Annotated in this window: 10 protein-coding genes, 1 pseudogene and 1 riboswitch; of the genes and pseudogenes, 5 read left to right on the top strand and 6 right to left on the bottom strand. The window is 57.0% G+C overall.

Annotated elements, in window-relative coordinates:
* A complete protein-coding gene (locus DDA898_RS21055) occupies positions 1-813 on the bottom strand; it encodes an ABC transporter permease (RefSeq protein ID WP_038912285.1) in 813 nt (270 codons plus the stop codon).
* 16 nt (positions 814-829) lie between these two features.
* Positions 830-1,885, bottom strand: coding sequence for a putative urea ABC transporter substrate-binding protein (locus DDA898_RS21050; RefSeq protein ID WP_038912284.1), 1,056 nt, complete (start codon positions 1,883-1,885; stop codon positions 830-832).
* A gap of 71 nt (positions 1,886-1,956) precedes the next feature.
* Positions 1,957-2,051, bottom strand: a riboswitch (guanidine-I (ykkC/yxkD leader).
* Between the two features lie 572 nt (positions 2,052-2,623).
* On the opposite strand from DDA898_RS21050, the gene DDA898_RS21045 reads away from it, so the two are divergent.
* From DDA898_RS21045 to DDA898_RS21030, 4 genes are all read left to right on the top strand, one after another.
* Positions 2,624-3,334, top strand: coding sequence for a DUF3053 domain-containing protein (locus DDA898_RS21045; protein ID WP_013320035.1), 711 nt, complete (start codon positions 2,624-2,626; stop codon positions 3,332-3,334).
* A 490-nt stretch (positions 3,335-3,824) separates the two neighbouring features.
* Positions 3,825-5,732, top strand: a complete 1,908-nt coding sequence (locus DDA898_RS21040) for a PTS mannitol transporter subunit IICBA (RefSeq protein ID WP_038912283.1) — start codon at positions 3,825-3,827, stop codon at positions 5,730-5,732.
* Between the two features lie 75 nt (positions 5,733-5,807).
* Positions 5,808-6,956, top strand: a complete 1,149-nt coding sequence (locus DDA898_RS21035) for a mannitol-1-phosphate 5-dehydrogenase (RefSeq protein ID WP_038902401.1) — start codon at positions 5,808-5,810, stop codon at positions 6,954-6,956.
* 159 nt (positions 6,957-7,115) lie between these two features.
* Positions 7,116-7,646 carry an MltR family transcriptional regulator gene (locus DDA898_RS21030; RefSeq protein WP_033112155.1) on the top strand — a complete coding sequence of 177 codons (531 nt, stop codon included), beginning with the start codon at positions 7,116-7,118 and terminating at the stop codon, positions 7,644-7,646.
* A 120-nt stretch (positions 7,647-7,766) separates the two neighbouring features.
* Here DDA898_RS21030 and DDA898_RS21025 read toward each other — a convergent pair whose 3' ends face one another.
* From DDA898_RS21025 to fdhD, 3 genes are all read right to left on the bottom strand, one after another.
* Positions 7,767-9,653: a methyl-accepting chemotaxis protein gene (locus DDA898_RS21025; RefSeq protein ID WP_038912282.1), complete on the bottom strand. Its 1,887-nt coding sequence runs from the start codon at positions 9,651-9,653 to the stop codon at positions 7,767-7,769.
* A gap of 391 nt (positions 9,654-10,044) precedes the next feature.
* Positions 10,045-10,671 carry a superoxide dismutase [Mn] gene (sodA, locus tag DDA898_RS21020; protein ID WP_038912281.1) on the bottom strand — a complete coding sequence of 209 codons (627 nt, stop codon included), beginning with the start codon at positions 10,669-10,671 and terminating at the stop codon, positions 10,045-10,047.
* Between the two features lie 226 nt (positions 10,672-10,897).
* Positions 10,898-11,722, bottom strand: coding sequence for a formate dehydrogenase accessory sulfurtransferase FdhD (fdhD, locus tag DDA898_RS21015; protein ID WP_038912684.1), 825 nt, complete (start codon positions 11,720-11,722; stop codon positions 10,898-10,900).
* A 367-nt stretch (positions 11,723-12,089) separates the two neighbouring features.
* Between fdhD and exaC the strand changes: the two genes are divergently transcribed.
* Entirely contained in the window at positions 12,090-13,628 is a 1,539-nt protein-coding gene (gene exaC, locus DDA898_RS21010) for an acetaldehyde dehydrogenase ExaC (RefSeq protein WP_038912279.1), read from the top strand.
* 627 nt (positions 13,629-14,255) lie between these two features.
* Here the strand turns inward: exaC and DDA898_RS21005 are convergent.
* A pseudogene (locus tag DDA898_RS21005) lies at positions 14,256-14,756 on the bottom strand (IS110-like element ISEch3 family transposase); the annotation flags it as partial.

Genomic DNA, 14,756 nt, shown 5'->3' with positions numbered 1-14,756 from the left:
TCATTTCGAGTAATACCAGGGCCAGCCGCGACGGCTGATGACTCGCAGCAGCACATCGAGCAGGAACGCCAGCGCCGTGATCCAGGCGACGTAAGGCATAATGACGTCCATCGCCAGATAGCGGCGCATCAGGAAGATGCGGTAGCCCAGCCCCTCGGTGGCGGCAATGGCTTCGGCGGCGATCAGGAACAGCCAGGCGGAACTGAGCGACAGGCGCACCGCATCCAGCAAGCGCGGCATCAGCTGCGGCAGGATCACCCGCCACAGGATCTGGCCGCTGTGGCCGCCGAGGGTTTGCGCCTTCACCAGTTGCTCTTGCGGCAGGCTCTGGATGTAGAGTTGCAGGTCGCGGATGATGAACGGTGTGATACCCACCATGATCAGCACCACTTTTGACACCTCGCCCAGCCCGAAACAGATGAACAGGACTGGCAGCACCGCCAGCGGCGGGATCAGCGCAAACAGGGTGATCAGCGGCGACAGGGTGGCCCGTACCGACGGCAGTGCGCCGCACAGCAGGCCGAACACCAGCGCCAGCAGCGCGCTTAAGCCCACGCCGGTCAACAGCCGCAGCAGGCTGGCGGCGGTGTCGACCCACAACAGGTATTCGCCGGTGCGCTCGTTGGGCTCAAACGCCATGCGATGCATGGCTTGCGCCATCGCGCTCAGGCCTGGCAGCAGTTTGTCGGCGGCGTTCGCCGCCAGCCGGGCGTCGGACGCCATCAGGTAGACCAGCAGCAGCGCCAGTAGCGGCAGAAACCCCATCATCCCGCGCGTCAGCGGCAGCGGCTGGTAGTTGATCAATTTGCGCATCCGGCGTTCTCCCGTGTTACAGCTTGTTGCCGGCCGCCAGCTTCAGGAACTCGTCGCTGAAGCGCAGTTTGACGTTGCCGGTGTTGCCCCACAGACCAGCCGGAGTGGAGACCCCCACCACGTCTGCGCCCGGCGCGCCGTCGCCCAGCAGGCCGTGACGGAAGGAGAACTCCGCTACTGACTGCATGGTGGTTTTCAACTGAGCGTTCTGGACGAACTCCAGCGCCTGTTGCGGGGTGGCGAACAGGTGGGTGGCGGCCAGTTGCTCGTCAAATCCGGCCAGGTCGGTACCGGCGGCCTGGCCCATGAAGGTGCGGGCCTGACGCGCGGCGCTGCTATCGCCGGACATGGCTTGCAGAGTTTCATACCAGGCGCCGGTCAGGGCTTTGCCCAGTTCGGGGTGTTGCTTCAGCGTGGCGGTATTGACCACCAATAGGTCAAGGATTTCGCCGGGGATTTGGGCGGAAGAAAACGCCAGCTGGCTGCCCGGCTGTTTTTTGGCTTCCGCCAGCAACGGGTTCCAGGTAACGATGGCCTGCACGTCCGACGTGCCGAAGGCGGCGACCAGATCGGCATCGGCGGTATTCACCACTTTGATGTCTTTCTCGCTCATGCCGTTCTTTTCCAGCGCCCGCGCCAGCAGGTAGTGAGACACCGACAACTGGACCAGATTGATCGGCTTGCCTTTGAGCGCGGTCAGGCTGTTGGTGCCTTTGATCAGAATGCCGTCGTTGCCGTTTGAGTAGTCGCCGACGATAAGCGCGGTGCTGTCCACGCCGCCGGCTGCCGGAATGGTCAGGGCGTCCATGTTGGTCATGGCGCAGCCGTCGAAGCCGCCGGCGGTGTACTGATTAACGGATTCGATGTAATCGTTGACCTGAACAAACTGGATATCGATGCCGTATTTGTCGGCCCATTTTTTGATGATGCCTTGTTGTTGGGCGTAGTCCCACGGCATCCAGCCGGCGTAAATAGACCAGCAGAGTTTGAAGGCGGGTTTGTTGGCGGCCAGCGCATTGGCGCTGCACAGCGCCAGGGCGCAAACAAGCAGTAATCGTTGAATCGTTTTCATGGCGAATGTCCTCTGACGTTGGGCGCAACCACTAAAAAAGCAGGAGGGCGGCGAGCATGCATCTCGCTGTATCCTCCCGGGCTTTTATCCCGCCGTGTAACCGCCAGAGGGCGGTCGGTGACTCTCGGACCTGCGCAGTGAAGCCGGAACCCTAGTCACCCATTTCCAAATTGTCTGGCGACACCGGTTGCCCGCTATCGCTCCTGCTACCGGTGATACAAAGCAAAATACTTGCCAGGTCGCGCGTCGATACGAAGTCGTTGCGGGCGTTTTTCTTATTTTTTATTTATTTTTCAATTTATTATATTTTTTGCGCGATGGTGTTAGCCAGCCCATCTGTCGCCGGCGATTACCTGCCGTGCATTGTCGGGATGCACTACTTGTGTGCAAGATAGTACGTTGTGTGCAAGATAGTGCGTTGTGTGCAAGATGATATGCAACCTGCGCGAAGCGGTGTGATCGTGGTTGTAACAGAACAGCGGTAACAGAACAGACGATTCTGTGGGTGGCATGGCGTCGATCCGGCGTAGAATAGCGGTCCTTGATTGATGAACCGGCCGTTAGGCGAAAAAAACAGGCGTGGTGTTTCCCTCGCGGCGGCAGGTTCGGTTACGCTTATGGCGACATGACTCGTCGGGTGACACGGCTCGTTGGTGATAGCTCATTGGTGATAGCCCGTTGGTGATAGATAGTAGTAAGGCCGCCGGGTCACGGTGGTGAAAATAAACAGGAGTAGTAATGATGTTGGCGGATTACCGTTCGCGCTGGCTGCTGCCAGTGGTTATGTTGGTTGCGGCATTGCAACTGTCGGCCTGTGGAGACAAGGACAAGGACGCGCGTCAGGCGTTCATTACCTTCCTGCAGGGGATTTCACAGCAGGAAGGGCGCCAGTTGCCGGCGTTGTCCGAACAGCAGAAACAGAGCTTCGGGCGTTTTACCCAGGATTACGCTGTCATGACCGCTTTCAATCAGCAGCTGGATCAGGCGCTGGCAGGCAGCCTGACGCCGATGCTGGACGTGGTGTCCCGCATTCGCGTGCCGCAGGATTACGTTACTCAGCGCGATAACCTGCGCCAGGCGCTTGGCGGCCTCAATATGCTAAGCCCACAGGTGCAGAACGCCAAAACCCAGGCGGATAACGCCCACCGGGCGCTCAAACAGCCGGAAGAATTGCAGACGGTATACGACAAAGTTTATAACCGCGCCGTTTCCCTGCCGGCCAATGCGATGGTAACCGTCGTGCCGGCCAGCACGTCGTTTGCGCAGAGCGTGGTGCAGGTGGGAGATTATCTGCAGACGCAGGGCAATCAGGTGGTGTTTGGCAACAACGGCGTACAATTCCACACCCAGCAGCAGGTGGATCAGTACAACAGCATGATGACCGATATCGCCAATCAGCAGCAGAAACTGTTCACGACGCTCAAATCCCAGAATTTCCTGCCCCACTAAGGTGGTTTCGGCACGGGGTGGTTTTCTTGCGAAGGCCGGTTCGTGCCGAAAATATATTGTGATTTAAATCACATATTTCGCATAAATCCAATCACTAGAATAGTGATATTGATCACTATCTATTGTGGCCTGATTGGTTTTTTTTCGACCATTTATCCGATTTTATTATTTTTTTGTGAATTGTGTCACTCATTTGTGGCGGATTTGTGGGTGTATTTTGTGATTTATGTCACGTTTGTGCCACGAGTTGCGGTCTGAAAATCACGTGCTAGAGTCCGCTGTGATAACGGGTTTTGGGGGCCACGCCGGTGGCGCACGCTATTGAGATTTTTCGCCGTCACGCGATGCCGTGATCGCGATACGGCAATAGCGTTATGCACACATTGCGGTACACGACCTCATGATTCCGACGGAAGTCATCACGCTGTCTAACAATCAATAATTACCGCGCGAACGCTTTCCGCCGCGCGTTTCAAAGGGGTGTATCTCTATGCTCTCACCAGATACCAAGGTCAAGGTGCAGAATTTTGGCCGCTTCCTGAGCAATATGGTGATGCCGAATATCGGCGCCTTTATTGCCTGGGGGATTATCACAGCACTGTTTATTCCTACCGGATGGTTCCCCAACGCGACGCTGGTCAAGCTGGTCGGCCCGATGATCACTTATCTGCTGCCGTTGCTGATCGGCTTTACCGGCGGGCGTCTGGTAGGGGGAGAGCGCGGCGGCGTAGTCGGCGCTATCACCACCATGGGCGTGGTGGTCGGTTCCGATATCCCGATGTTTCTCGGCGCCATGATTGTCGGCCCGCTGGGCGGCTGGGCGATCAAACACTTTGACGCTGCGGTTGACGGCAAAATCAAAAGCGGCTTTGAAATGCTGGTCAACAACTTCTCCGCCGGCATTATCGGCATGTTGTTGGCTATTCTGTCCTTCCTGGCGATTGGTCCGCTGGTCGAAGTACTGTCGCGCATTCTGGCCTCAGGCGTGCACCTGATGGTGCAGAACAACCTGTTGCCGCTGGCGTCGATTTTCGTTGAACCGGCGAAGATCCTGTTCCTGAATAACGCCATCAATCACGGCATCTTCTCGCCACTGGGCATCCAGCAGGCGACGGAAGCCGGGAAATCCATTTTCTTCCTGATTGAAGCCAACCCGGGTCCGGGCATGGGCGTGCTGATGGCTTACATGCTGTTCGGCCGCGGCAACGCCAAACAGTCCGCGCCGGGCGCGGCCATTATCCACTTCCTGGGCGGGATTCATGAAATCTACTTCCCGTATGTGCTGATGAACCCGCGTCTGATTATCGCCGTTATTCTTGGCGGGATGACCGGCGTGTTCACGCTGGGCGTGCTGAACGGCGGTCTGGTGTCTCCGGCCTCGCCGGGCTCCATTCTGGCGGTACTGGCGATGACGCCGAAAGGTGCCTACTTCGCCAATATGGCTGCGGTCGCCGCCGCTTTCGCGGTCTCTTTTGTGGTGTCGGCCATCCTGCTGAAAAGCAGCAAAGTGAAGGACGATGACGAACTGGAGCAGGCGACCCGTCGCATGCAGGAAATGAAATCCGCGTCCAAAGGTCAGGCTGCCAGCGGCGTGAGCGGCGATCTCAGCACCGTGCGTAAAATCATCGTCGCCTGCGACGCCGGCATGGGCTCCAGCGCCATGGGGGCGGGGGTGCTGCGCAAGAAGGTGCAGGATGCCGGCCTGCGCAACATTTCGGTGACCAACAGCGCCATCAACAACCTGCCTGAAGATGTGGATCTGGTGATCACCCACCGCGATCTGACCGAGCGCGCCATGCGCCATGCGCCGCAGGCTCAGCATATTTCGCTGACCAACTTCCTCGATAGCCATCTGTACAACGACTTGGTCGCCCGTTTGCAGGCGGCTCAGCCCGGCGATGCCAAACCCGCCGCCGCCGCTCCGGTTGCCGAACCGGCCGACGCGCCGCAGACGTTGTTCCAGTTGACGGAGAAAAACGTCTTTCTGAACCTGCAGGCCGCCGACAAGGAACAGGCCATCCGTTTTGCCGGCGAACAGCTGGTAAAAGGCGGCTATGTTGAGCCGGAGTATGTCGAGGCGATGCTGGAGCGCGAGAAACTGACTTCCACCTACCTGGGTGAGTCGATCGCCGTGCCGCACGGGACGATTGCAGCCAAGGACCGGGTGCTGAAAACCGGCGTGGTGTTCTGCCAGTATCCGCAAGGGGTGCGCTTCGGCGACGATGAGGATGACGTGGCCCGTCTGGTGATCGGTATCGCGGCCCGCAACAATGAACACGTTCAGGTCATCACCAACCTCACCAGCGCGCTGGATGACGAGTCGATAATAGAACGGCTGGCTAAGACGGAAAATGTGCAGGATGTCCTCGACCTGCTTTCCGGCAAGTCGCCTGCCTGACAGATAAAAAAGTGCCGCCTTCGGGCGGCGCTTTCTTTCCCGGATTGTTAAATCTCAGTAGTAAGGTTATGCATGATGAAAGCATTACATTTTGGGGCCGGTAATATCGGCCGTGGGTTTATCGGCAAGCTGCTGGCGGACGCGGGCATTTCCCTGACGTTTGCCGATGTGAACCAGCCGTTGCTGGATGCCATCAATCAACGCGGTAGCTATCCGGTGCGGATCGTCGGCGAACAGCAGCAGGTGGAGACGGTTAGTCAGGTCAGCGCCGTGCACAGCGGCAGCCCGCAGGCGGTTGAGTTGATTGCCGGGGTTGATCTGGTGACAACGGCCGTAGGGCCGCAGATTCTGGCGAAGATCGCCGGCGCCATCGCTCAGGGGCTGGTGAAACGTCATGCAAACGGCAACACCTCGCCGCTGAATATTATCGCCTGCGAAAACATGGTGCGCGGCACCAGCCAGCTTAAGCAGCATGTGCTGGCGCAATTGCCGGAAGATATACAGGCGTGGGTCGCTCAGCATGTCGGTTTTGTCGACTCGGCGGTGGACCGTATTGTGCCGCCGGCCGAAGCGGGTGAGTCCGATCCGCTGGCGGTCACGGTGGAAACCTTCAGCGAATGGATCGTGGATAAAACCCAGTTCAACGGCGAGCCGCCGGCGATCGCCGGTATGGAGCTGACCGATAACCTGATGGCGTTCGTTGAGCGCAAGCTGTTCACCCTTAACACCGGTCATGCCATCACCGCCTACCTCGGCCAGCGTGCCGGGCATAGCACCATCCGCGATGCCATTCTGGACCCGGCGATCCGCCGCGTGGTGCAGGGCGCGATGGAAGAGAGCGGCGCGGTGCTGATTCGTCGCTATGGTTTTGATGCCGACAAGCATCAGGCTTACATCCGCAAAATTCTCACCCGTTTTGAAAACCCGTGGCTGCACGATGAGGTGGAGCGCGTCGGCCGTCAGCCGCTGCGTAAACTCAGCGCCGGCGATCGGCTGATCAAACCGTTGCTGGGCACGCTGGAGTACGGTCTGCCGCATGACAACCTGATTCAGGGCATTGCCGCCGCGATGCATTACCGCAGCGAGCAGGACCCGCAGGCGCAGGAACTGGCTGCGTTGATCGCTTCGCAAGGGCCGAAGGTTGCGCTGGCGCAGATTTCCGGTCTGGACGCCGACGGCGAGGTTGTCGGAAAAGCGGTGAGTGTGTATAACGCCATGCAGTAATCGGCGCGTCTCGGCACAGGTCAGGCTGTGTCCCTGCTTTTCAATCGAGTGCGTTGGATAGGACGGGGCGTTGAAGATGAAAAGCCATGCCCCGTGGAGTCAGCCGCTCCACCGCGCAGGGGCGACACTGTGCGCGGAATTAACGTACGAGAAGCGACGATGGACGATACGCAGGCATTTGAAAACCGGGTACTGGAATCCCTGAATGCATCGAAAACGGTCAGAAGTTTTATGCTGATGGCCGTCGAGTTATTGGCGGAAGCCGTCAGCCTGCTGATGCTGCAGGCGTTTCGTAAAGACGATTATGCCGTGAAGTACGCCGTCGAACCGCTGTTATCCGGCAGCGGGCCGCTGGGCGAGCTGTCGGTGCGGTTGAAGCTGATTTACGGTCTGGGCATGATCAGCCGTAAAGAATACGAAGATACCGAACTGCTGATGGCGTTGGGCGAGGAGCTCACCCACGATGAGCACGAGTACCGGTTTACCGATGACGAAATCCTCGGGCCGATCAGCGAGCTGCATTGTGTGAGCAGCCTGCCGCCGTCGCCGATGCTGCCGCCGAGCGTCGATCCCGACGACGCATTGCTGGCGGCCATGCAACAGCAGCGTTATCAGCAGATGGTGCGTTCCACGCTGGTGTTGTCGTTGACCGAACTTATCGCCGGCATCAGCCTGAAAAAAGCGTTCTGACCGCAGGATATCAAATAACAAAGGGCAGCCCGTTTGGGCTGCCCTTTTTGCGTTGATGACGTTCACGCTTATCCCTTTTGTTGCAGGGGCGGCGCTGTGCCGTCCGGCTGTGATCTGCCGTTACCGCTTATAAGACAGTTGCTGATGATGCCCGGCAAACGGTAAACCGTGGCTGGCCGGCGCCAGTTCATGCGCGGAAGAGAGACGGAAAGCCGACACGGTGTTGGAGAGCATGACCGCCTGTTCTTCCAGCGAGCTGGCGGCGGCGGAAGACTGCTGCACCAACGCGGCATTCTGCTGGGTGGTGCTGTCCATTTCGACGATCGCCTGATTCACCTGAGCGATACCACGGCTTTGTTCATCGGATGCGACGGTGATTTCACCCATGATATCGTGCACATGCGTCACCGCGGTCACAATTTCCTGCATGGTTTTACCGGCGTTGTGCACCAGATGGGCGCCTTTGGATACCTGATCGACCGACGTGGAAATCAACCCTTCGATCTCTTTGGCGGCCTGCGAACTGCGTTGCGCCAGATTGCGCACTTCATTGGCCACCACGGCGAAACCACGGCCCTGTTCACCGGCGCGGGCGGCTTCCACCGCGGCGTTAAGCGCCAGAATGTTGGTCTGGAAGGCGATGCCGTTGATCACCGAGGTGATTTCCGCGATGCGTTTGGAACTGCCTTCGATGTCGGACATGGTTTGCACCACGTCTTCCACCAGTTTGCCGCCTGCTTTCGCCGTCTCGGTGGCGTCCAACACCAGTTTGTTGGCCTGATGCGCGTTAGCGGCATTCTGTTTCACAGTGGACGTCAACTGTTCCATGCTGGCGGCGGTTTCTTCCACCGAGGCGGCCTGGGATTCGGTACGAGCGGCCAGGTCGTTGTTGCCGGTGACGATTTCGCTGGCGGCGGTGGTGATCTGACTGACCCCCATACGGATGTCGTCAATCATGTTGTGCAGATTGGCTTTCATTTTCGCCATCGCGCCGTACAACATGCCCAGTTCGTCTCGGCGTGTGGTTTCAATCGATATAGTCAGGTCGCCAGTGGCGATACTTTCGGCGATGGCGACGGTATTGTTCAGCGGGTGGGTAATCTGGCGAGAGATATACCAGGCAATCAGCACGCCCAATATCAGGGTAATCAGCGCAGTGATGGCGATCTGCCATTCGGCGTTGGTGATATCGTTCTGGGTGGCTGCGGTTTCCTCGGTAACCATCTTGTCGACATTATCAAGTAACTGATTAGCCGTCTCGCCCAGCTGTTTGGCCTGATTCATCTCCCCCTGATAAGCCGGAAGATAGGCCAGTACCTGCGTTTTGTAGGTCGATAGCGTAGAGACTACCGGCGCCATGATGGCTTGTTGCTCCGGTGTCAGCGCCTGAATAAACTGATTCAGCGCCGCCTGTGCGTCGTCCAGCGCGGTAACCAGCGGTTTTTCCGCATCGCTGTTCAGCGACAGCAACAGACCGCGCACCAAATAACGGACCGTCACCAGCTTCTGGTGCAGCGTGCTTAATTGGAATTGTAATGGCAAGTTGCCGGCAACCTGTTGCTCGATCTGCTTAAGGGGTTTTTCCGAATCGGAAAGGTTCCAGCTTTTTCTGACGTCATCTTTTTTAGCGACGGCATCGGTATAGTTTTTTTGTCTTTCTTTATATTGGCTGATGAGCTTTGCGATATTCGCCAGTTTGTCGTCGTAATCGCCGCGCCAGGATTTATCCTGAATTGAAGAAATTAAATTAATAATGTTATCAATGTGTTTGGTGTTTTGCTGAATGCTATCCGTATTATAACTTGTACTATACAATACCCGATAATAACGGGCTTCATTAACCTCATCGCTGATTTGATTGCTGAAGATTACTTTTTCAAAACGCCCTTTCAGTGTTTCGATGTAGCGTACGCTGACTGCAGCAATAATGACGGTCAGCAGTAGGATTAAGGAAAACCCTAATCCTAACTTCCTGCCAACTTTGATATTTTCGAGTTTTATAGCCATTTTTTTTCTTTCCATCATTAATTAGGCTGAGTGATGAAGTAAGGTGATTAATAACTGTTTACGGTGAGTGTGAAATTGCCATACTGGCGGCTGTGTGCAGGCTATGACAAGAACATGCAGAATCTATCGGCGCACCATAGTAAAACTTTATACTGCTTTTCGTAGTGATAATCCGGAAAATAAAATAAAAAAAACCCGGTATAACAAATGTTATTCCGGGTTTGTCGCGTTAATTTCTGATTTATACCCGTCATACTTCAAGTTGCAGGTGCGTTGGCTTTCCTCGCTCACCCCAGTTACTTACCTGAGTAAGCTCCTGGGGATTCGCTGTGTCGCCGCCTTCCTGCAACTCGAATTATTTAGGGTATAGAAATTAATTTTTACCTTTTACTTATTTTTGGGCTTCAGCAAAACGTTTAGCCGCTTCGTCCCAGTTAACGACACTCCAGAATGCTTTGATGTAGTCCGGACGGCGGTTCTGGTATTTCAGGTAGTAAGCGTGTTCCCATACGTCCAGTGCGACGATCGGGTAGCCGGACGCGCCGGAAATCGCTTCGCCCATCAGTGGGCTGTCCTGGTTGGCGGTGGAAACGACAGCCAGTTTGCCGTCATCTTTCAGTACCAGCCATGCCCAGCCGGAGCCGAAACGGGTTGCTGCTGCCTGCTCGAATTTTTCCTTGAATGCGTCAACGCTGCCGAAATCGCGCTCAATGGCGGCTTTCAGTTCGCCTGTCAGCGTGGTGCCCAGTTTCAGGCCTTTCCAGAACAGGCTGTGGTTGGCGTGGCCGCCGGCGTTGTTACGCAGCGGGCCTTTTTTGTCGGCCGGCAGTTGATCCAGTTTGGTGATCAGCTCTTCGGCGGACAGGCCGGCAAACTCAGGCAGGGACTCCAGCGCTGCATTAGCGTTATTGACGTAAGCCTGATGGTGTTTGGAGTGATGGATTTCCATCGTTTGCTTGTCGAAGTGCGGCTCCAGTGCGTCATAAGCATAAGGCAGGGATGGCAGTGAATAACTCATGTTTAGCATCTCCATTGTTGTCGTGCGCAATTAGTATTGAGCGGCACCGTTGCGTGTTAGCGCCGCGTAAGCATTAGGTTCATTATAGTTAATTAAATGATCTTGAAAATGATTATTCGTGGCACGGGGCGGTTTGTCGGCGTGCTTTATTCCAAGATTACAAGCGTTTATGCCGTAATCGCCCCAGCTAACAACAAATCGGTCTAAGCTATGCCTGGCCTGACCATCATGCCCGCAACCGCTGCGGGTGGGTATAGACGGTGGCGCGACCGGGACGGCAGAAACCGACCAGCGTCAGATTGCAGCGCTCGGCCACTTCTACCGCCAGCGAGGTGGCGGCTGAAACCGCAAACAGGATTTCTACCCCGCACATGGCGGACTTCTGCACCATTTCATAGCTGGCGCGGCTGGATACCAACGCCGCCCCCTGCTGCCAGGGCTGACGCGCCCGCGTTCCCAGCAGTTTGTCCAGCGCCACATGGCGGCCCACATCTTCACAGCCGCCCAACAGTTCCCCTTCTGGCGACAGCCAGGCCGCGGCGTGGGTTGAACCGGTCAGCGCGCCTGCCTGCTGTACGCTTTTCATCGCCCGCAACGCCTGTTCCAGATGGGATAGCGAGAAATGCTGGGTGAACGGCAGCGGCGACACCGGTTTGCCGATTTCTTCCAGCTGTTCCACCCCGCAGACCCCGCAGCCGGTGCGTCCGTCCATTGCTCGCCGGCGCGCTTTCAACCCGGCAAAACGGCGGCTGGACAGCTCGATCTGCACTTCGATGCCGTTACACACCGGCACGACATCAATACCGTAGATGTCCTGCGGCGATTGGATGATGCCTTCCGACAGGGAAAAACCGAGCGCAAACGGCTCCAGGTCTTTTGGCGATGCCATCATCACTACGTGTGAAATACCGTTATAGACCAGCGCCACCGGCACTTCTTCCGCCAGCCAGTCCTGCCGCGGCGTATCCAGTTCACCCTGATGCCAGACGGTGCGCTGGCAGGCGCCGGCTATCAATCTCTCTGCGAGGCCCTGAGAATCATCATTGTTCACGGTGTTATGCCCGCTGTTGCGTGAATCCATTTTGACATTATTTCACCGCCGTGGCGGGGATGCGAATTTTTATCCCGTTAGCTTCCATCCACACCCTACGGATAAAAAAGTATGGCTTTGATATGGAAATAACAAACTGTGCGCTGCGTCGAAGAGTGGCATTTTTCCCTGCGGTAGATCTTTTACAATCTGGTAACAATGTATACGATTTAATCATTACTTTTTGTGAGGACTTATCAGCCAGACAGGGCTTTTCATTCCTGCCGGTTTCGCCCTGGCAGGTTCTGGCTGCCGCGGCGCAGGGGGAGCCGACATGACGTCGGGCATCCGCCTGCGATGACACCCTGTAGCACTAAAGGAGATAGACATGGCCATCGATACCGCAGGAAACCGGGTGTTGCCCGGTGAATATGGACCCGCCCTCACGCTGAAAAAGCGCTACGACAACTTTATCGGCGGCGCCTGGGTGCCGCCATCCAGCAACGAATATTACGTCAACCTGACGCCGGTGACCGGCCAGCCGCTGTGCGAAGTCGCCAGTTCGAACAACCGCGACGTCGAGCATGCGCTGGATGCGGCTCACAAAGCCAGCGCCGAATGGGGGGCGCTATCCACCCGCGAACGGGCGCAGATCCTCAACCGCATCGCCGATCGCATGGAGGCCAATCTGGATCTGCTGGCCAGCGCGGAAACCTGGGACAACGGGAAACCGATCCGGGAAACCCGCAATGCCGATGTGCCGTTGGGCATCGATCATTTCCGCTACTTTGCCGCCTGTATTCGCGCGCAGGAGGGGGCGATCAGCGAAATCGACCATGACACCGTCGCCTACCATTTTCACGAGCCGCTGGGCGTGGTCGGGCAGATTATTCCGTGGAACTTTCCGCTGCTGATGGCGTGCTGGAAACTGGCGCCGGCGCTGGCGGCGGGTAACTGCATCGTGCTGAAGCCCGCCAAGCTGACGCCGCTGTCGGTGTTGTTGCTGATGGAGCTGATTCAGGATGTACTGCCGCCGGGCGTGCTGAATGTGGTTAACGGCGCCGGCGGGCAAATCGGCGAGTACCTGGCGACGTCGCCGCGTATCGCTAAAGTCGCTTTTACCGGTTCGACCGAAGTCGGCCAGCAGATCATGGGTTATGCGGCGCAGAACGTCATCCCGGTGACGCTGGAGCTGGGCGGCAAATCGCCGAATATCTTCTTTGCCGACGTGATGGATCAGGAAGACAGCTTCTTTGACAAGGTGTTGGAAGGGTTCGCGTTGTTTGCTTTTAATCAGGGCGAGGTGTGCACCTGCCCGAGCCGGGCGTTGATTCAGGAGTCGATTTACGAACGGTTCATGGAGCGCGCCATCAAACGGGTGGAATCCATCCGGGTGGGCAATCCGCTCGACAGTCAAACCATGATGGGCGCGCAGGTATCGGCGGGGCAACTGGATACCATCCTCAATTACATCGATATCGGCAAAAAAGAAGGCGCACAGGTGCTGACCGGCGGGCACCGTAAAGTGCTGCCGGGGGAACTGGCGCAAGGTTACTATCTGGAGCCGACCATCCTGTTCGGCCAGAACAGCATGCGGGTATTCCAGGAGGAGATCTTCGGGCCGGTGCTGGCGGTAACCACCTTCAAAACGCCGGAGGAGGCGCTGGCGATCGCCAACGACACCCCTTATGGTCTGGGCGCTGGGGTATGGAGCCGCAATGCCAACATCGCCTACCGCATGGGGCGTGGCATCCAGGCTGGCCGCGTCTGGACCAACTGTTACCATGCCTACCCGGCACATGCGGCGTTCGGCGGTTACAAACAGTCCGGTATCGGGCGTGAAACCCACAAGATGATGCTGGAGCACTACCAGCAGACCAAATGCCTGCTGGTGAGTTACTCCGAGAAACCGCTCGGCCTGTTCTGAGCCAGTCGTCTGTCGGGAGAGGGCCGCTTTTGCGGCCCTGAGACTGTTGACAAACAGCCATGTTGTCTTACGAACGGTGAATCTTGTCTGGTAAGTGAATAGTTTCGTGCGGGATAAACGGTGTCGTTTCTCTGCCATTCCATCGCACGCACGACAAGGAGAGGTGCAAGCGCCACCTCTCCTTGACCACTGGCTGGTGGCTAAACTGTGCCGCTACGCGGTCCCTTCGGCGTTCGACTTCGCTGTTCGGGCCGCCCGTGACGTGATTACTCGCCCCATCCCTGGGGCTCGCCCTTCGGGCCAGCGTAAACGCTGTTCAAAAACGTTCCCAACGTTTTTGTCCGGCGCGGCACGGGCTTTCGCCGCATATATGGACGCTCCCACATTTGCAATCTGTTTTCTTTAAAACGGCATGGCAGGTTGTGCAGTCATATATCCGGTTTTTCGCTTTTGTCGCGACACCATAATGAAATCCGCCAGGAGAACGTCTTACATCCCTTCGGGCTCAAAGCCCACGCGGCGAACGACCTGTTTCTCCTGTGGTCTTACCTGTTTTGCCATTACTGTGATTACACCTTGCACTTTTCAGAACCGCCTGACTCGTTTCCTTCCTTTAAAACCCGTCCTTCAGACAGGCGCGATTTCCCGGTATTCACTCCCGCCTCTCAACATTGACCACAAGATTCTCGCTGTTCTGCCTGCCTGGGCGACCACTGCCACGTTGAACGGTTTTCTCTTCAGCAGGCTATAAAACCATGTCTGTTTATCACGGTGTCGCTCTATCACTGCCGCCAGTGCTCTTGCTCCATGTATCAGCAGATAGCGAAAATAACGGTCACCCCGCTTACTTATGGGGCCCAGCCACTGCTTGCCTCCACTGGAGTGCTCCTTCGGCGTCAGCCCCACCCACGCCGCAAACTGTTTTGAGGAGGTAAACTGTGAACCATCCCCTACTGCTGCAACCATATACGTCGCCGTCAGCATGCCAACTCCGGGGACTTTTTCCAGCCGCCTGCAGGCCTCCTGACTGTGGAACCACGCGCTTAACTCACGTTCAACTTCTGCTATCTGGTGCTCCAGCTCCCTCAGATGCGTTAGTTGACGTGCTGCACTGCGCCTTGTCAGCGC

It is taken from the genome of Dickeya dadantii NCPPB 898, assembly GCF_000406145.1.
GTDB classification, from domain to species: Bacteria; Pseudomonadota; Gammaproteobacteria; order Enterobacterales; family Enterobacteriaceae; genus Dickeya; species Dickeya dadantii.
Note: the sequence above shows the minus strand (reverse complement) of the source record. Positions and strands in the feature narration are given on the sequence as shown.

Bases quoted from the DNA above. Each gene is read 5' to 3' on its own strand.
- DDA898_RS21055 (WP_038912285.1), bottom strand. From the start codon at position 813: ATGCGCAAATTGATCAACTACCAGCCGCTGCCGCTGACGCGCGGGATG.
- DDA898_RS21050 (WP_038912284.1), bottom strand. From the start codon at position 1,885: ATGAAAACGATTCAACGATTACTGCTTGTTTGCGCCCTGGCGCTGTGC.
- DDA898_RS21045 (WP_013320035.1), top strand. From the start codon at position 2,624: ATGATGTTGGCGGATTACCGTTCGCGCTGGCTGCTGCCAGTGGTTATG.
- DDA898_RS21040 (WP_038912283.1), top strand. From the start codon at position 3,825: ATGCTCTCACCAGATACCAAGGTCAAGGTGCAGAATTTTGGCCGCTTC.
- DDA898_RS21035 (WP_038902401.1), top strand. From the start codon at position 5,808: ATGAAAGCATTACATTTTGGGGCCGGTAATATCGGCCGTGGGTTTATC.
- DDA898_RS21030 (WP_033112155.1), top strand. From the start codon at position 7,116: ATGGACGATACGCAGGCATTTGAAAACCGGGTACTGGAATCCCTGAAT.
- DDA898_RS21025 (WP_038912282.1), bottom strand. From the start codon at position 9,653: ATGGCTATAAAACTCGAAAATATCAAAGTTGGCAGGAAGTTAGGATTA.
- sodA (WP_038912281.1), bottom strand. From the start codon at position 10,671: ATGAGTTATTCACTGCCATCCCTGCCTTATGCTTATGACGCACTGGAG.
- exaC (WP_038912279.1), top strand. From the start codon at position 12,090: ATGGCCATCGATACCGCAGGAAACCGGGTGTTGCCCGGTGAATATGGA.